The organism is Tenacibaculum sp. HL-MS23, assembly GCF_032463465.1.
In the GTDB taxonomy this organism is placed as follows: Bacteria; Bacteroidota; Bacteroidia; order Flavobacteriales; family Flavobacteriaceae; genus Polaribacter; species Polaribacter bernardetii.
This window is the reverse complement of record NZ_CP135989.1, coordinates 34,754-56,422: the sequence shown is the minus strand read 5'-3', so window position 1 is coordinate 56,422 and position 21,669 is coordinate 34,754. Positions and strand designations below refer to the sequence as shown.

At 29.5% G+C, this 21,669-nt stretch carries 21 protein-coding genes; 11 read left to right on the top strand and 10 right to left on the bottom strand.

The genetic code is table 11. From position 1 onward, the window contains the following. Positions 1-102: 102 nt before the first annotated feature. Positions 103-1,131, top strand: a complete 1,029-nt coding sequence (tsaD, locus tag RRF68_RS00300; protein WP_315944608.1) for a tRNA (adenosine(37)-N6)-threonylcarbamoyltransferase complex transferase subunit TsaD — start codon at positions 103-105, stop codon at positions 1,129-1,131. Positions 1,132-1,555: 424 nt separating this feature from the next. Here tsaD and RRF68_RS00295 read toward each other — a convergent pair whose 3' ends face one another. Further along, entirely contained in the window at positions 1,556-3,187 is a 1,632-nt protein-coding gene (locus RRF68_RS00295; RefSeq protein WP_315944607.1) for an ABC-F family ATP-binding cassette domain-containing protein, read from the bottom strand. Between the two features lie 264 nt (positions 3,188-3,451). On the opposite strand from RRF68_RS00295, the gene RRF68_RS00290 reads away from it, so the two are divergent. The 3 genes from RRF68_RS00290 (at position 3,452) to RRF68_RS00280 (ending at position 4,805) form a co-directional block, all read left to right on the top strand. Continuing rightward, on the top strand, positions 3,452-3,937 hold the full coding sequence (locus RRF68_RS00290) for an Abi family protein (RefSeq protein ID WP_315944606.1): 486 nt from the start codon (positions 3,452-3,454) through the stop codon (positions 3,935-3,937). Then, entirely contained in the window at positions 3,934-4,023 is a 90-nt protein-coding gene (locus RRF68_RS00285) for a hypothetical protein (RefSeq protein ID WP_315944605.1), read from the top strand. The genes RRF68_RS00290 and RRF68_RS00285 overlap by 4 nt, the downstream gene beginning before the upstream one ends. Before the next feature lie 581 nt (positions 4,024-4,604). Further along, a complete protein-coding gene (locus tag RRF68_RS00280) occupies positions 4,605-4,805 on the top strand; it encodes a hypothetical protein (protein WP_315944604.1) in 201 nt (66 codons plus the stop codon). A 478-nt stretch (positions 4,806-5,283) separates the two neighbouring features. Here RRF68_RS00280 and RRF68_RS00275 read toward each other — a convergent pair whose 3' ends face one another. Next, positions 5,284-5,910 carry an SDR family oxidoreductase gene (locus tag RRF68_RS00275; RefSeq protein ID WP_218773008.1) on the bottom strand — a complete coding sequence of 209 codons (627 nt, stop codon included), beginning with the start codon at positions 5,908-5,910 and terminating at the stop codon, positions 5,284-5,286. A 3-nt stretch (positions 5,911-5,913) separates the two neighbouring features. Continuing rightward, on the bottom strand, positions 5,914-6,069 hold the full coding sequence (locus RRF68_RS00270; protein ID WP_218773009.1) for a YqaE/Pmp3 family membrane protein: 156 nt from the start codon (positions 6,067-6,069) through the stop codon (positions 5,914-5,916). A gap of 443 nt (positions 6,070-6,512) precedes the next feature. Here RRF68_RS00270 and RRF68_RS00265 point away from each other — a divergent pair, with 443 nt between their 5' ends. The 4 genes from RRF68_RS00265 (at position 6,513) to RRF68_RS00250 (ending at position 8,815) form a co-directional block, all read left to right on the top strand. Continuing rightward, entirely contained in the window at positions 6,513-6,944 is a 432-nt protein-coding gene (locus RRF68_RS00265) for a hypothetical protein (RefSeq protein ID WP_218773010.1), read from the top strand. A 61-nt stretch (positions 6,945-7,005) separates the two neighbouring features. After that, positions 7,006-7,455 (top strand): MarR family winged helix-turn-helix transcriptional regulator, encoded by a 450-nt coding sequence (locus RRF68_RS00260; protein WP_275314749.1) that lies wholly within the window; start codon positions 7,006-7,008, stop codon positions 7,453-7,455. Positions 7,456-7,590: 135 nt separating this feature from the next. Next, complete coding sequence (locus RRF68_RS00255; RefSeq protein ID WP_315944603.1) at positions 7,591-8,421, top strand: WG repeat-containing protein; 831 nt, start codon at positions 7,591-7,593, stop codon at positions 8,419-8,421. A 67-nt stretch (positions 8,422-8,488) separates the two neighbouring features. After that, a complete protein-coding gene (locus RRF68_RS00250) occupies positions 8,489-8,815 on the top strand; it encodes a multidrug efflux SMR transporter (protein WP_315944602.1) in 327 nt (108 codons plus the stop codon). 149 nt (positions 8,816-8,964) lie between these two features. On the opposite strand, the gene RRF68_RS00245 is transcribed toward RRF68_RS00250, so the two are convergent. Further along, positions 8,965-9,423 carry a helix-turn-helix transcriptional regulator gene (locus tag RRF68_RS00245; RefSeq protein WP_315944601.1) on the bottom strand — a complete coding sequence of 153 codons (459 nt, stop codon included), beginning with the start codon at positions 9,421-9,423 and terminating at the stop codon, positions 8,965-8,967. Positions 9,424-9,722: 299 nt separating this feature from the next. Here RRF68_RS00245 and RRF68_RS00240 point away from each other — a divergent pair, with 299 nt between their 5' ends. The 3 genes from RRF68_RS00240 to RRF68_RS00230 all read left to right on the top strand — a co-directional run bounded on the left by RRF68_RS00240 (position 9,723) and on the right by RRF68_RS00230 (position 13,364). After that, positions 9,723-10,316 (top strand): hypothetical protein, encoded by a 594-nt coding sequence (locus tag RRF68_RS00240; RefSeq protein WP_315944600.1) that lies wholly within the window; start codon positions 9,723-9,725, stop codon positions 10,314-10,316. Between the two features lie 234 nt (positions 10,317-10,550). Further along, entirely contained in the window at positions 10,551-11,597 is a 1,047-nt protein-coding gene (locus RRF68_RS00235) for an AI-2E family transporter (protein ID WP_315944599.1), read from the top strand. 612 nt (positions 11,598-12,209) lie between these two features. Next, a complete protein-coding gene (locus RRF68_RS00230) occupies positions 12,210-13,364 on the top strand; it encodes a DUF3800 domain-containing protein (protein WP_315944598.1) in 1,155 nt (384 codons plus the stop codon). Positions 13,365-13,576: 212 nt separating this feature from the next. On the opposite strand, the gene RRF68_RS00225 is transcribed toward RRF68_RS00230, so the two are convergent. From RRF68_RS00225 to RRF68_RS00200, 6 genes are all read right to left on the bottom strand, one after another. Then, positions 13,577-14,218: a DUF6266 family protein gene (locus RRF68_RS00225; RefSeq protein ID WP_315944597.1), complete on the bottom strand. Its 642-nt coding sequence runs from the start codon at positions 14,216-14,218 to the stop codon at positions 13,577-13,579. A 137-nt stretch (positions 14,219-14,355) separates the two neighbouring features. Further along, entirely contained in the window at positions 14,356-14,796 is a 441-nt protein-coding gene (locus RRF68_RS00220; protein ID WP_410016832.1) for a DUF6943 family protein, read from the bottom strand. Positions 14,797-15,830: 1,034 nt separating this feature from the next. Continuing rightward, entirely contained in the window at positions 15,831-16,736 is a 906-nt protein-coding gene (locus tag RRF68_RS00215) for a DUF5655 domain-containing protein (protein ID WP_315944595.1), read from the bottom strand. Positions 16,737-16,767: 31 nt separating this feature from the next. Beyond that, on the bottom strand, positions 16,768-18,036 hold the full coding sequence (locus RRF68_RS00210; protein WP_315944594.1) for a hypothetical protein: 1,269 nt from the start codon (positions 18,034-18,036) through the stop codon (positions 16,768-16,770). A 17-nt stretch (positions 18,037-18,053) separates the two neighbouring features. Continuing rightward, entirely contained in the window at positions 18,054-19,802 is a 1,749-nt protein-coding gene (locus RRF68_RS00205) for an McrB family protein (RefSeq protein WP_315944593.1), read from the bottom strand. 3 nt (positions 19,803-19,805) lie between these two features. Beyond that, complete coding sequence (locus RRF68_RS00200; protein WP_315944592.1) at positions 19,806-21,656, bottom strand: Dam family site-specific DNA-(adenine-N6)-methyltransferase; 1,851 nt, start codon at positions 21,654-21,656, stop codon at positions 19,806-19,808. Positions 21,657-21,669: the final 13 nt, after the last annotated feature.

Sequence of the window (21,669 nt, the reverse complement as noted above, 5' to 3'; positions counted from 1 at the left end):
TACTCAGCTAACTGCAAAAATGTTGCCTTATTTTAAAGAAATATTAATTTTAACGAAATTCTAACGCAATATCGATATTTTTGCATTTTAATACAACATACATTGAGTACAAAAAACAGCTATATCTTAGGTATTGAAAGCTCTTGTGACGACACAAGTGCTTCGGTAATTTATAACGGAAAAGTAATAAGTAATGTGGTTGCCAATCAGGAAATACATGCTAAATATGGCGGTGTTGTTCCCGAACTTGCATCAAGAGCGCATCAGCAAAATATTGTTCCGGTGGTACAACAAGCTATCGAACAAGCTAATATTACCAAACACGATTTAAATGCTATTGCTTTTACACGTGGTCCTGGCTTAATGGGATCGTTATTGGTAGGTACTTCATTTGCTAAATCCTTTGCCTTAGGTTTAAATATTCCGCTAATAGATATAAACCATATGCAGGCGCATATTTTGGCTCATTTTATTAAAGATGAGGGTAGTAAAATACCGCCTTTTCCTTTTGTGTGCTTAACCATAAGTGGCGGACATACCCAGATTGTAAAAATCACCAATCATTTTGAGATGGAAATTTTAGGTGAAACTATTGATGATGCTGTGGGGGAAGCTTTTGATAAATCAGCAAAAATACTAGGCTTACCTTATCCTGGTGGTCCTTTAATTGACAAATATGCGCAATTAGGAAATCCGAAAGTATATCAATTTACAAAACCTAAAGTGGGCGATTTACAATTTAGCTTTAGCGGATTAAAAACAGGAATTTTGCGTTTTATTCAGAAAAATGTAAAAGAGAATTCAAATTTCATTGAAGAAAACCTACACGATATCTGTGCTTCTATTCAACATACAATTGTTGAAATATTAATGGATAAATTAAAAAACACCGTTAAACAAACCGATATTAAACACATTGCTATTGCTGGTGGAGTTTCTGCTAATTCAGAAATCAGAAAACGTTTAGAGCTTGCCGAAAAACATTGGGGATGGACAACCTACATTCCAAAATTTGAATACACTACCGATAATGCTGCCATGATTGCCATTGCCGGTTATTTAAAATATTTAAACAACGATTTTTCTGATATTTCGGTTACCGCCAAAGCACGATTAAAAGTTACCGAATAACTATTTTAATATCTTATTTATTTATACAAAACACCGTTAAAATTATTTAACGGTGTTTTTTGTTTAAGAGCTTGTTTAAAAAGAAACTGTCAGTTCGAGTGATTTTTTTCCTTCAAAAAATTGTATCGAGAACTTTTTTAACATCAAAATAAAACGATTTAAATTATCGATACAATTATAATTCCTTTTAGTCATTAAAATCACTGGAATTTACAAAATTGTAGCAAATCAGGATGAGAAACTGAAATAAATTCAGCTTGACGGATTCAATTGACTATTTCCTTTCTATAAAAATTTAAACTCTAAATATAAAATTTAGTACAAATTTCTAGCCCTGATTGCAGCATTTGTTTGAGCTCTTTTTTTGATTTTTATTCAAAAAAAAGCGAGTGCGGAAAGCGGGAAATTGCTTCAAAAAATAATTCTATAAGTCGATTTCTTTTAACGCTTTAATATTATTACGCTCTAAAAAAGCATCAATAGTTTCGAAATGCTCAATAACACGTTGATCTTTAAATTCGAATACTTTTTCTGACAAACCTTGCAGGAAATCACGATCGTGAGATACTAAAATTAAGGTTCCGTCGAAATGCAATAACGCTTCTTTTATCACATCTTTAGATCGTAAATCTAAGTGATTGGTAGGCTCATCTAAAATTAACACATTTACAGGTTCTAGCAATAATTTAACCATTGCCAAACGTGTTTTCTCTCCTCCAGAAAGCACTTTTACTTTCTTTTCAATATCATCACCAGCAAACATAAAACGACCTAAAATATTTTTTATTTGCGTTCGCACATCACCTTCTGCAACCTCATCTACTGTTTGAAAAACTGTTAATTCAGGATCTAATAATGATGCCTGATTCTGTGCAAAATAGCCAACCTTAGCATTATGTCCTAATCCGCATTCACCTTCAAAATCTATTTCTCCCATAATTGCTTTAATCATGGTTGATTTCCCTTCTCCGTTTCGTCCAACAAACGATACTTTTTCACCACGAGAAATTGAAAAACTAGCCTCTTCAAAAACGGTTAAATCACCGTATTTTTTGGTTAAGTTTTCTACTTTTACAGGATAATCTCCCGAACGTGGCGATGGTGGAAAACGTAATTTTAACGCTGTAGTATCTACTTCGTCAATTTCAATCGGCACAATTTTTTCTAACATACGCACTCGCGATGCAACTTGATTAGTTTTAGAATACGTTCCTTTAAAACGCTCTATAAATCCTTTTATATCATCAATTGTTTTTTGTTGTTCTTGATACGCTTTTATTTGGTGCGAACGACGTTCTTTTCTAAGCTCTAAATAATGTGAATAATTGGCTTTATAATCGTGAATCGTTCCCATGGTAACCTCAATAGTTCGGTTGGTTATATTATCGATAAATGCTTTATCGTGCGAAATTACCACTACTGCTTTGGCTTTGTTTAATAAGAAATTTTCTAACCAAATTACCGATTCTATATCTACGTGGTTCGTTGGTTCATCGAGTAAAATTAAATCGGGTTTTTGTAATAAAATTTTAGCCAATTCGATACGCATACGCCAACCTCCACTAAATTCGCTTGTTAAACGGTCAAAATCTTCTTGTTTAAATCCTAATCCTTTCAGCGCCTTTTCTACCTCAGCTTCGTAATTTACCTCTTCTAACGCATAATAACTTTCGCCTAAATCGGTAACACGCTCAATAATTTTCATGTATTCTTCCGATTCGTAATCGGTACGCGTTTCTAACTGTTTATTTAATGATTCCATTTCGGTTTTCATCTTAAAAACAGCATCAAAAGCTTTAGATGCTTCTGCTTTTACCGTGCAATTATCTTCCATTAACAAATGCTGTGGCAAGTAAGCGATTACTGTGTCTTTCGGGCTTCTAACTCCGCCTTTACTAGCTTTAGAAACTCCTGCCATAATTTTCATCATGGTTGATTTTCCGGCACCGTTTTTACCCATTAAAGCAATTTTATCATTTTCGTTTATAACAAACGAAACATCTTTGAATAAGGTTTTTCCACTAAACTCAACCGTTAATTGATCTACAGTAATCATGCGTATATATTTTGAATCGCGAAATTAGCAAAAACTGTGCATAACTTATTAAAAACTTTAAGGAATGCTAGTTATTGATTTTGCTATATTTACAAGAAAAAATTTCTAACACTTTGTTTTATAAGATTTTATAATCAGGAAAAATGAAATAAAGCACCTTATATACGGATATTAGTAACCGTAATTTATTCAAAAAAAAAGAATAGTAACTAGTAATAAAATATATTTATATTTTATTAAAATTATAAGTCACGATAAATTAAAATGGGTAAAAAAGCAACAACCGCAAAAGAACAAATAGTATTTCTCAAAGAAAGAGGAATGATTTTCGATTGCGGAGAAGAAAAAGCTGAAGAAATACTGCTAGATATCGGTTATTATAGACTTGGATTTTATTGGTTTCCTTTTGAAATAGACAAGGACCATAATCTTGAAGAAGGCACCTTATTTTCGGATATAATTAATCTTTATTACTTAGACGTAGATTTAAGAAATGTTTTACTTAAATATTTAAAGCGTATAGAGGTTAACTTTAGAACTAAAATTATTTATTATATTTCTAATAAACATAAAGAAGACCCTATATGGTATTCCAATCCCAAAATAATGGCTCGTTGGTTTATAAACAAATTAGATACAAAACTATACACAGATAAATTTAAAGATGAGAATAAGCAAATAAAACTTCACCATATAAAACACAGGAATGATATATATATGCACCTACTTGGAAAACTTTTGAGTTTTTGACATTTGGAGCAATCGTTACTGTTTTTAAGGCATTAAAAAGCGAGGAACTTAAAAAAGAAATTTCAAAGCTTTATGGATTAAAATAACCTTAATACCTTTATAAACTTCATTCATACTATAAAATTTATTCGAAATATTTGTGCTCACGCAGGAGTGTTATATGATTTGAATTTCCCTCAAGGTATATACAAAATCCCTAGAACTAAATTTAACGATAACAATAATCAATCGTTAGATGCTGGAATAAAAACAATATCCTTTATTTTAAAAAATATATCTGAAGAAAGACATAATGATATGAACAATGAAATAAATAAATTGTTCAAAGAATACGATAATAACAAGACGATTAAATTAATAATTACAGATAAAATTGGTTATAAGATGTAAATATTGTATATTTGCAATATAAAGTGCCTAGCTATTCATTACGCTTTAGTGTTGCACTATAAAAAATTATACAGAACCTAGACATTGTGCTCTAGGTTTTTTTTTGCATTAATTTAACTTCTGCGTTTTTAAAGTTTATAATATCAAGAATAAAAAGGACTATTATAAATACACCTGAAGTGATTAAAAAATACGTTTGGTAACACCATATATAATTAGTGGCTAGTTACGAACTTTAGTGCTTAAAGCACATAAATAAACATTACAACAAAAAAACATGAAAAAATTGCAATGGAGCAAAGAATTCTTTGATACTTCAACCAAATTAACAGAAGCTAATAAAAATATAGCCGTTTTAAATGCTGAATGGTTTTCTGACACTGCGAACTTAGAACTGAATGACGAAAAATTTAAGTTTGAAAAACAGGGGGTTTTCAGTAGTGATTTTTTGATTAAAAATACTAAAGAAAAAAAGTAATAGGAAGTATTAAATACCATTCATTTAAAACTAGAGCAACCGTAAAAATTGAAGATAAAGAATTTATTTGGACTCAAAAAGATTTTTGGGGTAGTCAATGGATTTTAACTGATAATAACCAAACAATAGCTACTTATAAAAGTGATTACTTTTCTGGCGGAAAAATTGAAACAACAAGTGATGATTATTTATTAATTTCAACAGGCTTATTTATCACAAATTATTATGTAAAAATAATGCTTGCTTTTTTTATGATTATAATGATTCCTATTTTTATAAATCGATAATACAACTCATAAACAACAACTTAACTTCTTGTTTCATAAAAAAAAGAGATATCGCTAAATATCTCTTTTTTTGTTTTTATAAAATTATAAAGTTTGCTAATCAAGTTCACTTTCGCAAACCGCCATTATTAGTTACTCTTTTAATTTTCATATTTAATTTGTGACTTAGATAAAATCTAACTCGTTTACGTTTATAATTGCTGCATCGCTTCACCAATTACGGTTTCACCTTCTATAATCTCGAAAACCCTATTATTTGGTGCGTCATCATTTAAAGCTAATACCAGAGTTTCGGCAACATCTGCTCTACTAATCTCTCCTTGCTTATGTAGCTTTTCTTTTAACATTATTTTTCCTTTCCCATCACCATTCGTTAATGCTCCGGGTCTTACAATTGCAAAATTCAACCCACTTTTAATAAGATGGTCATCTGCCTTTTGCTTCGCTTTCATATACGCTTGTAAATCTCCTGCCGCTTCTGGGCTATCAGCTCCCATAGAACTTAACATAACGAACTTATTAATATTAGCCATTTTAGCCGCTGATATTAATCGCTTAGCGCCTTCCTGATCTACTTCAATCACGTTTTTCCCTCCAGATCCCGCTGCAAAAATTACTTTATCTATATCCTTAACCGTATGTGTAATATCTTTTGTTAAATCACCCAATACAGTATCTATATTTTCCGATTTAAATTGCGCAACTTGTTCTTCTTTTCTTACCATGGCAATCGGGTTAAAGTTTTGCGATGATTTTAAAAGTTGTACTATTTTTTTTCCTGTGGTACCATTTGCACCTGCTACTAATATATTTTTCATAATTTATTTACTATTTATAAATAAAGCATAAATAACGCCTGGTATCCAGCCTACAAGTGTTAAAAGAAGACTTATTAAAAATTCTGTTCCTAGCCCATGTTTTAAAAACACTGCTAATGGTGGTAAAAGAAAACTTAATAGTATGGTTAATATCGACATGATTTATGTTTTATTGGTTCGATACAAAATTATAACACTTCTAGGCTTCAACTTAACTTGAATCATTTTAACATTAGCGCATTTAATAAAAGCGTTAACCGATTATGATTGATCGATCATATAAGTCGGATTAAACTAAGAACCAAGCTTAAAAACTATTAAAAAACAGCAATATTTAAAAACCAAAACGATTATACAAGAAAAACCATACACTGCTATTATCAATATAAATGATATTCTACAACCTCTTAAAAATCTTTATTATTCCGTAATAATTACCACAAAAAAAACTAAAACACTCTACTACAGTATTTTAAAAACCAACATGAATAAAACATTGTTTTGGTTATAACGATTTAGTAACAAGTAAAAATCACAATATATTTGGCAAAACCCTACTTTATGTATAAATTTGTATCGTTCACGATTAAAACTCAAGCAATATGAATAACACAAAAACGAATACAGTAAAAAACATTTTTAGAATTCTGCTGGGTTCCTTTATGCTTTATGCAGGAATTGGGCATTTAACTTTTTTAAGAACAGAATTTCTTGCACAAGTGCCTACTTGGTTATCAACAGATGAAGGTTTAATGGATATTGTTGTGCTTGCATCTGGTGTAGTAGAAATTGCTTTTGGAATTCTTATGATACTAGGTGGAAAACTAAAAATTAAAACAGGACTTGCATTGGCGATCTTTTTTGTGTTGATTTTTCCAGGAAACATCAATCAATATGTAAATCAAATAGACTCTTTTGGACTAAATACAGATAGTAAAAGGTTAATTAGATTGTTTTTTCAACCTATATTAATTCTTTGGGCATTATGGTCAACAGGTGCATTGTCTTTTTTAAAAAACAGACTAAAAAAATAATGCTATTTTAAACAAACAATTTAAGCGCTAAAAAATATTAAACTGTATAAAACCTATACAAATGGAAAAAAATCACGAGCAACTTAAATTAGAAAATCAAATTTGTTTTCCGCTATATTCTCTTTCTAGGTTACTCATCCAACAATATAAACCTTTACTAGAGCAGTTAGATATTACCTATCCTCAATATTTAGTTTTATTGGTGCTTTGGGAAGAAAATGAAATTCCTGTAAAAAAAATTTGTGAAAAATTACTTTTAGAAACCAACACCCTTACACCGCTTCTAAAAAGAATGGAAACAAATGGCTTTATAAAACGAACTCGTTCTAAAAAAGACGAAAGAATGGTCATTATTTCATTAACACAAAAAGGAAATGACTCGTATAAGAAAGCAATCGGAATACCAAAAAAACTCGTTGATAAGTTAGATTGTTTTTCGATAGATAAAAAGGATATGGAAACTATGAAAAATATTTTGGATAAAATTATTACTACGGATAAAAACAACTAAAAAAAGTATCTAAATCCATATACAATTAATGCCTTGTGCTAACTTAAGCTTAAAATCCATGCAGATTTCCATTAGATTTGTATGTGCTAAAATTAAGTACTTATAACACGCAACAAACGCCTAAGTAAACATTAAATGAAGCTACTATTATACATATTACTTTTAACTATTTCTTTTGATTCATATGCTCAAGAGCCAGAAAAAATTGAACTTTTCACATTTAGATCTAGAGAAAATGGGAAAATAGGCTACATGAATAAGAATAATAAAATTGTTATTAAACCACAATATGCTACTGGTACTTACTTCGAAAATAATGACTACGCAGCAGTTTCTATCAAAAATGGCAAAACATATAAATTTGCTGTAATTGATTTAAAAGGGAATTATATTATACCTTTTGAAGAAGGCTATGAATTGATTAGTTTAAATACCGAAATTGAAAATTGGATATTAGTTGTAAAAAACGGCAAATGGGGATATATCAACTATAAAAAAGAAATTTTAATACCTTTAGATTATGATAATCTTGGTCATTTTTATGGCAATTTAGCTTTTGCTCAAAAAAATGGTAAATATGGTTTTATAGACTCTAATAATAACACAATTATAGACTTTCAATTTGATTGGACTATCAATTTCGGTAGAATTCAACCTGATGGATTGAGGTATGTTAAAGTACAAAAAGAAAGTAAAACAGGTTATATAAATAACAAAGGAGAATTAATCGCTCCATATTTATATGACAGTGCCAAACCATTTTTTAAAGGTGTTGCTGTGGTTAAAAAAGGTAAAAAGTATGGCTGCATAAACACAAAAGGTAAGGTTATAGTTCCGTTTAACTTTGAGTTTATTACTAATTATAAAAAATTTATAATAGCACAAAAAGAGTTTTCATCAGAAAATGAATACTATTACAACAGGCAAGGAGAATTTATCAGAATTGCCACAAAGAAGAAAAAATAAACATTTACCAACCCACTATTTACCAAATTAGATACTAAATCGAACAACAAAGCATACACAACCACCAATGAATTGGATACTATTAATAATTGCCGGACTATTTGAAGTGGCTTTTGCTGCTTGCCTAGGTAAAGCAAAAGAAGCAACAGGCACTCAAGCAACCTACTGGTACATAGCATTCTTAATTTGTTTAGCAATAAGCATGTTGCTACTTGTAAAAGCCACGCAACAACTACCAATAGGAACTGCATATGCGGTTTGGACAGGTATTGGCGCTGTAGGAACTGTTTTAATCGGAATTATCATTTTTAAAGAACCAGCCACATTTTGGCGACTATTTTTTATCATGACATTAATTGCCTCAATTATAGGTTTAAAAGTAGTTTCACATTAATCAGCATTATCAAAACATATACTGCTAATAGGCGCTCTAATAATCTAAACAATGGTTTTAGCCGTTTATAAAACCCTATAATTAAAACAAGCCTAAATAACTAACTCTTTTACGCTGCTTACACAAACACACTATCTTATTAAAAGCCGTTACTTCTTTTTAAATTTCTTGTTAACCATTTTTTGTTTCCAAGATGTACCAAAAAAATCAAAAATAGTAAGAGAATAAATCCCAAGTAAAACTCCCCAAGAAAGTAATACCCACAAAAACACAGACCATAAATCCGAATCGTTTAATGCAAGAATAAACGGAACCAATAAACTTAATAAAGCAATTCCTAAAAGCTTATAAAACCCTTTTAGGTTTTCAATATAATCCTCCTCTTTTCTAAGCTGATCTACTTCCTCCTTCTTATCTGAAGTAGCAATATCAATTTCAAAAACTGCTGCCAAAGATTTTAAGGATTCTAAACCCGCATTTTCTCCTTTTTCAACTCTTTGAATGGTTCTTACACTTAACCCACTCATTTCTGATAACTGCTCTTGAGACCAATGACGCGCTAACCTCAATTTCTTAAGATCTCTTAAATTATTCGTATTTATATTCACTATTCAGCTTATTCGTTAGTAAGCAAAGATAAAGTATTAAGCAGTTCTTATCTTACAACCAACATGTCACCATCACGACAGCAACGCGACACTAAGCAGATGCTGATTATAAACCACTTAAATCAAAGCATATAAAACCCCTATAAATTAGTGCAAAATTTAACAAACACTCCCTTTATTTTGCTACATTTACAAGAAAAACGCTAACTATTTTAAAATATATCCTTTTAAAAATAAAGATAAGAGGAATAAGGTATCTTGTATAAAGAGTTGTACAATATTAATAAAGATCAATCAAAATGGACATTAAAAAAATAATCAACACCTCTAGTTTAACAGAAAAATCTAAACTTCAAATCATCACGATATATGATAAAATAACAAAGGCTTTTCTTATATATGAAAAAGAAGAACTAGGAGAAATAATAAAAGAGGAAAATTTACTAGCTCAGGTTGAAAGTTTCATTCAAAGTATTGCAGATAATACATTAGGAAAGTTTTTAGTTTCTGAGTTATTTCCAAAAAAGATTCAGAATACTGAAGAAATTACATCCTTAAGTATACGAATTAGTCGATATGAAGGATGGCTTAATCTATATAAATTTGAGAGCGAAGAGAATTATGATGATATAGGAGATGTTACGGTCGATTGTTTGGAGCAAATTGGTTGCTCTGAAGCTTTGAATGAAGCTGGTGAAAATGGGCATTACTTAATTGAAGATCTATTAGATGATATTGATAAATTATTAGAAATCTGTTTAAAAGAATATCTTTCATTAGAAAAATTGATAGGATGGGAAATCAAACAACCAATTCCTATATATTATAGTTCAAATTATGAGGAACAGTGGGATGATGCTCATGAAGGAGTTTTACTCACAACGCTACAATAAAAACGGTGTACAACAATGGCTATAAGTAATTGCTGGTTCTCGCCTACTTACAAAAGTCCTTGCGGATTTTCTATTCAGTTTGTATTTGCTAAATTAGTTGCTCAAACACGCAACGAAATCATACACAAAACTGTTTGTAACGATTAAAGAGTACTAAATTCATATCATTTAAAATACATATTACAATTCACCTATTTTAGTTTAAATTAGTTGATATAAAACACAACTATACCGATGGAAAATAATTTACCTTCTAAAAATTCTACTAACCAGCTAACCTTTAAGCAAAAGACAAGTGTGGTTATTAAATATGTTGTAATTACCGTAGGTTTAATTTTATTAATTCAAACTACATTTAGAGTATTTCTTTTAGTATTAGCAGGAACCTTAATTGCCCTAGTTTTTAGAGGTATTAGTGATTTTATTCAGAAAAAAACAAATTGGAAAGATGGTATTTGTGTAGCTATTTCAATTATTACCATATTGATTTTGTTTTCAGGTTTATTCTGGCTCATTGGTGCTAAGGTACAGTCACAAACGGCTGAACTTATGGAAACTTTACCTCAAACCATAGATACTGCAAAATCTAAACTACAAGATACTTCTATTGGAAAAACCATAATTGAAGAATTATCTTCTGAAAAAACAATTAAAAAAGCTCAGGATTTTGCTGGAGGCTTTTTTAAATCTTCTTTTGGTGTATTTGGAGATTTATATGTGGTTTTATTTATTGGAATCTTCTTTACCGTTTCTCCAAAAATATATACTAAAGGCATTGTACAACTTATGCCTATTAGAAAACAAAATAAAGCAAAAGACGTTTTAAATAAATTAGGAGCGCAATTACGTAATTGGTTAAAAGGCAAATTATTGTCCATGCTTATTGTTTTTGTATTAACCGCCATAGGATTAGCAGTTATTGGCATACCACTTTGGTTGGTTTTAGCCTTTTTAGCAGGTTTAATAAGCTTTATTCCCAATTTCGGACCAATTATAGCCTTAATTCCTGCAGTTTTATTAGCCTTATCCCAAAGTCCAGAAAAAGCCTTAATTGTAATAGGTCTTTATATGCTTATACAGTTTATTGAAAGTAATTTTATTACTATACTTATCCAGAAAAAACTTATAAATATGCCGCCTGCCTTAATAATTATTTCACAATTGGTTATGGGTATTTTAACTGGCGGTTGGGGTTTAGTTTTAGCAACTCCAATTACCGTTATTGTCATTGTTTTAGTCCAGCAATTATATATTAAGCCGAGAAATGCTAAGGTAGAATAGTACTTATTAATGTTTTGTTTAGTTGAAATATTCTAAAAATCTAATTCTTTTACTTCCTAAGCGTACACATCAAAATCTTCGACTTTGGTTACTTTTTTAAAATATGAATTATAGCTTTTAAATAAGCGTTTTCAACTAATTCAAAACTTAACATTCTTAGTTTTCTCAACTAACTTCCTTTAACTGCTGATATAAAAATTAAAACGATTTCATATCATCTTTACGTTAGCATACATTAAAAAAATATGGCAAGAGAATTTCATCTAGGGCACTTTTTAAAAGAACATCATTTAGAGAAATCTGTTCTTCTTTTAAAGGAACAATTAAAACAGATAAGCCCATTATATAGTATTCTGAGCTTTTAATATCTTATAACCAAAATGTCACCCCACCACAGCAACGCGACACTAAACAGATGCTCATTATAAACCACTTAAATCACACCAGGTATTACTTGCATAAAACCTTCTATAAATTAGCGCAAACTCTAACAAGCACTCCTATTTATTTTGCTATATTTACAAGAAAATCGCTAATTATTTATATTATCCTTTTTAAAGTAGTGATAAAAGGAATAAAGTATCTTATATAACGAGTTGGCATTAATATCGAATGAAGAACAAAGCATACATATATTTTGATGAATTTGGAAATGCGTTTTTGGATACCGAATCTAAATTGGGTACACCTTCTCATTTTATATATACAGCTGTTGTTATTGATGAAAAAGACATTGAGAAAGCAAAAGATTTAAGACAAAGTATTTCAAATCAATTTAGACAAGGTTCACCTATTAAGTCAAGTAAACTAAATATAGAAAAACGACTTAAAATAATATCTGAATTTAAAAAAATAGATTTTGGAGTTTTTAGCTTGGTAATTGACAAAAGAAAAATCGACAATAAAAACTTAGAAGATAAAACTGTTTTTTATAAATTCTTTCAAAGAATCTTTTTAACACAATTTGTAGAAAGATATGAGAGTTTTGAGATATATTTTGACAAAATTGGAGAAGAAAAATTCAGAGAAAGTTTAAGTAATTATATTGGTAAACGTGTTTTCCAACCAACACTTTTTCAACCGGATAGAGTTTACAAAATTGCGGATGATAAATACGAAGAACCTTTAATACAAATGGCAGATTTTTTTTCAGGTTGTGTTGGAAAAATATATTGTTCAAGTCACAAAGACAAAAATGCCAATGAAATATTCAATGAAATAAATGACAGGTTATTTGTTGATTTTTATCCATATGAAACGTCAAACTATTTAGGAAAATACAACAAAGATATTGACATATCTGATAAAAAGGTTGGAGAATTATGTCTTAAAATAGTATTAGATTACTTGCAAAGTGACAACGCAACATTAGAAGAAACTGAATTATTAAAACACTTACTTTTAATTTACAAAACTGACCCGTATCGACTTTCTGAATCTTATGAATTAGTGAATGTTTTATCAAGAGTTAATAAGAAGTCATCAATAGATAATCTTCGTGAATTAATTTCAAGTTTGAGATACAAAGGAATTATAATTGTAAGTATAGAAGGAAAATATGGTTACAAAATCCCAAATAAGAAAAATGACTTGATTGGTTTTTATAATAGGTATTTAAAAAGTATAATCCCGATGTTAACAATAATGAGTATCGCAAATAACCAAATTAGAAAAGAATATTTCGATATTAATATTTTTAAAGAAAATGAAAATTTAGATTTAATTCAGAAATTTATAAACATAATGGAATTCTCAAAAATTGAATAAAAATACTAATGCCAACACCGTGTTGTGTAGATAACACCCTGTAAGTGTTGATTTTATTGACTTAAATAATAATTAATTAAAAAAGGTACAACATAGGTACAACTTTTTAAACTATAAAATTAAGAAGTAAAAATAGTGATCTAAAAGCATAAAAAAACCGTTACAAATATACTGTAACGGTTTCTTTTTGTATGTATTTACGCTTAAAGTTATTAAGCTGCCGTACCAGAGCCTAAATACAAACTGTTTGATACTTGTGTACCATCAGCGGAAACAAACGCAATAAACAGCTCTACTGTATCGCCTGCATAAGTTCCTGGTAGTGTTACCGTTTGAGAACCTGCGGTTCTAATTGCACCATCCAAAATATACATTGATTCTTTTTTACTTGGATTGTAAACTAATACCATTGCTTTATCAGTTGTATTTGCATTTCCCTCTGCCGAGTTATCACCCCAAGCAAATGATGCTTGACCAGCTGTTGCTAAATCTGTTGTTGGATTTAAAGCTGTAGACAATGAACCTCTACTCAATAAAGCATTTGCATAATCTACTGTAAAGTTTGGCGCAACACCTCCTACTGCATTATTTAGCACGTAAGACATCGCAGCATTAAATTCTGTTTTCTTTGTTGCAAATGACTTATAACCGATTTTAAGAAATGCCTTATTCGGTTGTAAATATTCCAACGTAGCACTAAACTTATTACGCTGATTAACTTGTCCCTCTGTTCGAGGATTTGCCACACTTGATGGCTTAATTCTGATGTAGTCAATACCTTTCCAACTACCTCCAATAATGTTACCTACTTTTCCTGATAACCCTCCTAAAATACCCTGTGCAATTTTACCCATTACTATTTAAATTTAAAATTAATACTCGTTCGGATTTGGTACGGACTTGATATTGCTTTTAAACTTTGTTTATTCTTCTAATATAACTAAAACTATGCCATTTTGTTACTGTTTTAGTGTGTTGTGATGCCTTTGCGTTAGGCTTCTTTCGTTTGCATTAGATTGAAGCAATTACGTATATATGCGACCTTTAAAACTGCCATTTTATCAATGACATTTTGTAATTCTTTTTCTTTTTTACTGATAACTTCAACCGCTTTAATATGTTTTTGCATTATATCGTCTGCATTGCAATTTGATTTTAAACTGCTTTTAAGCGTTTTTCTGCAATCATCTATTGAGATAAACGGAATAACACTTCCTTTTAAATAGTAAGCGTAAAAACCGCCTATTTGTAGCATCATAGATAAATGAAACAACGTGTTTCTTTCCTTTTCGGTTGAAGTTTTCACTACAAAACAGTTAGGACACGGATTTGAGAGCGGTTTTCCGCTGTTTAGACCTTTGTTTAGTATAAAAAAATGAGGGTTTGAGTAAGTTTTTCCGATTCGATGTGTTTTCAGTTCAAAAGTTGACATAGCTATCCAATTTAAAATTTGCTTCGCTACGCTTCGCGCCATTATTTTTGGAAAAGAAAGAAAAAAGATGTGCTACCGAAAAGTGCCTTGGATAAGGCTGTCAAGGTTTTTGGATAAAAGTTTTTTGAGTTAAAATGTTTAATGAAAAATATGAAATATTGTGAAAAAAGTTTTATTCAAAACCCGTAGGGCTTGACCTTTACAGCCTTTTAGCGTTGGCTGTAGCAAGGCACTTATATTTGCTACCTTTTTTATTTTTTTATAGTACTAAATATGATGTTAGGACATTTTTATTTCTTAGTGAAATGGAATAAACAAAGACTTGAGATAAGGAATACTTGGACTTAACGATGGTTTTGTGCAATGGAATGAGATAAGAAATAAAAACAATATTAAAGTACCTAGTGCGCTGGCAGAAGCGGAAATAAGTGTATTGCCCTTTATTTGTTTTGTACTCTATTTTCTTTTGGATTTACTAATGTTATTGACAAATAAATGGCAATACTCTTATTGGGATATTTTGATTTTATAGGTGCTTTACAAATTATCTTATATAAACCACAACTTCAAAATTAAAAGCCTTGTTGTAATGAAACTAAAAAAGCACTTATAAAAACAATGCAAGAATGTAGGAATGTTCATTGTTAGTTCAAAATGTTGTTATATGTTCGGATGTGAGCGTTGGATGAGCGGATATTTTACATAATAGCAGTTATAGCTACCAAAACATAAAAACTTAGCGTAGCGTACCATTGAAAAGGTTTTTGCTACTATAACTTCTATTATGTAACTTAGCTTTGGGTTGGTTTTTTGGCGTAATAGTTGTTTGAGCGTTGGCAATGGCTCTTTGCTTTTTTATTGTACCAATTTAATAAAATAGATACGTCTAAATAAAACAAGCAATGTGCCATTATAGCGTTGGCTACAACTATTATGACATAAAACCAACTATGCGTTGGCGAGCGGAACAACACAAAAGACAGAGGATTTTGAGGTACGAAAAAACTGGGTTTTGTGTTGTGGGGACTCTTTAGTTAGATAGCTTGTTTTATCAGACTCATTATATATTCTAAATCATTGGTGTTCTTTATGACTAATTCATAATCACCATTACCCCAATGACCAATATTCGAAACATCACGCATTAATTTTTTAGGGTCATCTAAAAGACCTTTTTTTAGATTTATCCATAATTTTAAACCTTTACGCTGAATGCATATATCAGCTATATTAGAGTTCTTCTTAAATGCTATGTAGTCTAACTTTGGTACTATCTCAATATCGTCAGCAAGGTTTACTATTGCATCCCGAAAGACCTCATATAATTCGATTATATCATCTGATTTATTCGTTGTATGGTCTTCTAATGTATATACTTTAATTTCTCTTGCAACAGATTCTAATGCGTTATTACTTGATGTAATAGGCTTAATACTTTCAGCCGAATTACTTTTCTTAATTTGATTGATACTAATTAAATTATTTTCATAACGTTTTACTTCCCATAATTCTATAGCTATATCTTTGAAGTTTGTTGCTGTTTTTTGATTATCTGTAAAGCCTGTAGACACAAATATAACTCTAGTTTGACTCCAATCTACTTCAGTCCGCTTTAAGGATGATTTTAGTGTTTCATTATATTCAACTATGAAGTCAGCTTTATTTTCTAGCATCAAACTTAAATAAGTAAACCCCTGATCTACAACGCTTATATTTTTACTTCTTTTGTATTCTATTATTATAAACGCTTTTGACTGTAAATCGTACGCCAAAGTATCTATGCGTTTGTTTTTAATCGAAAATTCTGACTTAACCAATTGTAAACCCATTATATTAGTAAGATTATTTTCAAAAACATTTTGAATTTCTCGCTCTAGTTTAAACGGTTTTTCTTTCACTCTAGTTAAAGTGTTATTTTTTTGAAAATTATAGATAATCATAATTATATATATCTTAAAATATTGTTAGTAATTATATTTTTAGGCGAGATTTGAGGTAAGTTGTCATCACCTCGCGTGTTCTTAAACGCTGAGATATTATTGTAGTGCTTTGCGCCTCTTCTTGTTTATATTCGTCAGATAATATGAAGTGAATTTCAGTAGAATTATCATACTCACTTGGTAGCAATAGCGCACTAATTGTTTTGTTATCCTCAATCTTGTTTTTTAACATTTCGTGATAAGAATATTGCTTATAATTCAAACTTGCTAAACTATCAAAATATTTGGCATCAAATATATACTGATGCTCGCTATCAATAAAATAATGATCTGGTTCAATTTTGTATTGGTTATTTGATTTATCAACATTAAAACTTTTTTTAGAAAAAGTAACTTTTGAATTAAAGTTACTTATATCAAATAACATTTTATTCTCATCATCAACATTTACAAAGTGGTTGTTAAGGTAATGACCAACCATATCTTCCCAAACTAAATTGAAATATTTAATTTTAATATGAATATCACCACCACGTCTATGTTCCGCTAAATCTGAATAAAACTCTATTAAATCATAGATTAATTTTCTGTTAACATCTTTAAAAACTTCATTTTTCATAGCTTGAAGGTGCTTTACTACATACTCACTATTTTCAAAAAAATCGAATGTTGATTTTTTGTGATTTGTTTTAGGTATACTGAACAAAAAAGAAAATCTGTTTAAAGTATAATCTATAGCAAAAGCCATACAATCACTAATAAAAACTTGTTTAGATTTATTCTCCTTTATATAATAAGGAAAATGCAATAAGTTCTGACCGCTATATATTTTAGCAGATTTACGAATAGTATCTTTCCAAGATATTTTACCCTTATAACCTATTTTTGTTTTAGTTATTCTTTCTGTATAAATGCCGAACTGTTGAAAATAAGTATAAATGGAAAAAAATGAAGCGAAAGGAAATTCTGACTCAAACTCTAACCTATTACCAGCGTATTTAAGAGCTTTAGGGTTTTGATTTGTAAGATATTTTTGTATTACCTCAAACAATAATATTATATCACTTAAAACGTAAGTATCATCATTCAATAAACCAGTTAGTGTTTCTTCAGAATAATAATGCTTTGGAAAAACAACTAACGTCTGTTCTTGTTGACAAACCAAACCAACAAAGTCGTAAACTTCAGAATCTAACCGTTTATGCTTAAAACGAGTATCTAATCCTTGAATTAAGCCAAATTTATTTTTAGCACTTTTATTGACTGAGCTACCATCCTGACCTATTGCTATTTTTGACATTCGAACAAGTTGAAATATTAGCTATTTAATAATTGAATAAAGGCTGCACTAAATACATTCTTATTGTCGGAAAAGCTATCATATAATTCACTAAAACTAGATATATCTTCTGAAAACAAACTAATATCTCTTTTAAATGAAGCTTTATGAATATCACTCCACAAATATTGTAAAAGTTTATTTTTTATACTGTCCGACACAAATTCTTCGTTATCTTTATTAGAAAACTCTATAAAAAACTGTCCTATTTGCTTGTCTTCACCCAAATCAAGATAATCTTTACTCGATATAAACTTGTTTAACTTCATATAAAACTCTACCCATTGCGATGCTTTTTTAGTGTTGTCTAAATCATAATAATTAATGGATGCATTATTTAAAAACAGACCTGTAGTTGTATTTTTTATTGGTTTTACACTTACGTATTCCCACTCAAATCTTCTTTTAAAAGCTGTGTCCATCACAAAGACATTTTGGTCACTTGTATTAACTGTACCCATTATTATAAGGTTAGGTGGTAATTTTATTTTATTACCAGGAAAATAAGTAATGTCTTTTGCTATAACATCGTTATTAACAAAATAGCGACTATAGCCAAATATACTCCCCACTTTATGTCTATCAAGCAATTGAAAAACATCACCAAATATCGAGGCAACATCACCTCTTGACATTTCTTCTAAGATAAGGTATACTTCTTTAGATGTATCAAAATAAGCCTTTTGAATAGCCTGTGTAAAAACGCCTTTATTAAATTTGTAACTTATATTCTTTTCACCATTATTATCCTCAACTGTTGGCAATAATTGACCTATAAAATCAGAGTAAGTATACTCAGGATGAAATGTTATTCTAAAAATATCATCAGCACTTATATTTTTACCTTCAATAATCTTATCTACTAAATAACTTTTACCTGTGCCAGGTGCACCATAAAAAATCTTTTGTTTAAAATTATAGTTTATAGACTTTAGTTTATTGGCATATTCATAAAAACTTTTTACATTTTTATTTGTACCCGTAGGGTACCAAACATCGAAGGCAGTTAAATCAATATCAAAAGATTCTTTAGAAGCTAAACACAAAGCTGGCAAAGCTTTGATGCCAAAATAATATGGCTCATTAGTTAAAGGTTCTTGAAGGTTTTTTAATCTATCTGTTTTAAATATAATTTTAGAATTACTAATATCTAAATCAAAATATTCATTAACACCATTAAGCTTAAGTAAATTATCAAATTCAGCTATGCTTTTAAAAGATACTTCTCCGTATTTTTCTAATAATATACTTTTTTCATCACGACCATAAAGGTCAATAAAATGAAACCCTAAAATTCTAGCACCAACTATATTAATAGCCTTAGACAAAATAATATCCTCAACATCACTATTTAATATATATATTGGTAGGTTCGAAACCTCATAAGTTGGTGTTTTTTCTATGGCTTTTATTACGTTTGATAAAAAACCTAAAACTTGCTGTGATAAAAAACCACTACGAGTACCTAATTTAGGTGGTATTAAAAAAAGGTAGCCTAGTGGTTTTTCTGTTTCATCGTGAATCAAACCAGAATAAGTATCTAACTTAATGTCTTGAAATACTATATTTGAAATATTAAGTTTAGGATTATAATGATTTATGCTATCTATTAAACTATCAATAAAATCATCAAAGCTAGATAGACCCTTAGTTAATAATAAGCTTAAAGATTCTTGTGATAATAATATATCGTTAAGTTTATTTGAGAATATAATTTTATTACCCATTGATTAAAAATTTTTGATTAATACTTCATTTTTAGCATAACGCCAGCCTGTTGTGCCAACATCTACAACTTTAAAATTATGCTCTTGAATCCATTCTATTAATAAATGGTTCGTTTTATTTCTATGATGTAACACATTAGACAGCATAAATTTATGGCCTAAACTGTTTATTTTTGTTAAGATACTCAATAGTTCTACCTCTGAGTCACCGTTCCAACCCTTTAAACCTCTTTTGCCATCATTATAAGAAGCACTGGTAATAAAATACGGTGGGTCAAAATAAAATACTGTGTTTAGATTGAAGCTTTCCCATTTTATCTTTGTGTAACACTTGTTTGATAAAACTGTATTAGATTTTGGCTTGAAAGCAAGAATCCTTTTTTTTATGTCATCGCTGTAGCCTGCAACACCAATTGGCGTGTTAAATTTTTTTGAATTATTAAAACGTATCATATTTTGAAAACCATACATATGCAAGACATACAAATATAAAGTTTTAGAATCCAATTCGTTGTAAGCCTTCCTTAGTTGTAAATATTCGATTTTTGCACCTTTATCTAAGTTGAAGCTTGATATAGTTTCCACTATACTTTTAATTATTGTATTTTTATTACCTTTTAATAGCCATTCAATTATATTAAAAACCCAACTATTAATTTCATTATAAACAACTTTATTCGTTGTGATAATATTTACACCCACATTAAAAGCGCCACCCATAACATCCACAAAAGTATCTATGCGTTTAGGAAGTTCTTTTATTATTTGTGGCACTAGCTTATCTTTACTACCTGAATAATTAAGAGGTGACTTAATGACTTTATTGTTTTTTTTGAAATAAATAATTACCTCTTTAAGTTTTTTACCTTCTCGTTTATTGCTAGAACGGTGATTTTGATATTCCCTATAACTTAAATCCTCTACGTAAACTTTATTATCACAAGAAAAAAGTCTAGCTAACTCCACTAGATCTTCAAGAGGAACTATACTTTGGTTACTGTAACTAATTAAAATATGTTTAAAGTTTGCTTGACGAAATAAATCTTCAAACTGTTCGTAAGCTTGATGTTTACGACTATATAATGAAACACATTTCCCTTTATCTCTTTTACCACCAACACCTTTTATATATGGAAAATCATACCTTGCAATAGTTTCTAAAATATGGTATGCTGAAGCATATTGAGTAACTGAATAAGGTGGGTCTATATAAAGTATATCACCCTCTGTTTCACGAAGTAATTTGTTGCTGTCTTGATTGTAGATTACGTTTTTATCGTTATATTTATTACAATGAAATTCTAATGGTTTGATTAAAAAATCTTTTTCAGCTCTTGAATCCCAAAACTTAAAAAAAGCTTCATACGTGCCAGAAGTATTTGAAACTTTAGTGACAGATTCTAACAAAGAAGCTAACAAAAAATAATATTCATTCTCGGTTATAACTCTATCACGATACAAATCTTCAATAGATACTCTTATACCATCAATCTTTAAACCATTTGCTTTTGTAAAAAACATTCTATCACCTTTAGGTGTGTAATTGTTATATATAAAAAAATGTTTATTTGGTTTAAAGGTTTTTTCATTCAACCAATCGTATATATTAGTCGAATATTTTTTATTAAAGTCTTTGAATAAAGGAATTGATTCATTTAATAATTTAGCATTACTAAAGACAAAAGAATAATACATAAAATCATTAGAAATAATTTTATAACTATCCTTAAAGTAATCACCGACGCTTGATGTCCCAGCGAACAAGTCTAAAAAACTTTCACCTTTTATTTTGTGTTTTTGAATAACACTACCTATAAAATCTAATAATTTAGATTTATTACCTATATATCTCATTTACTTTTTATTA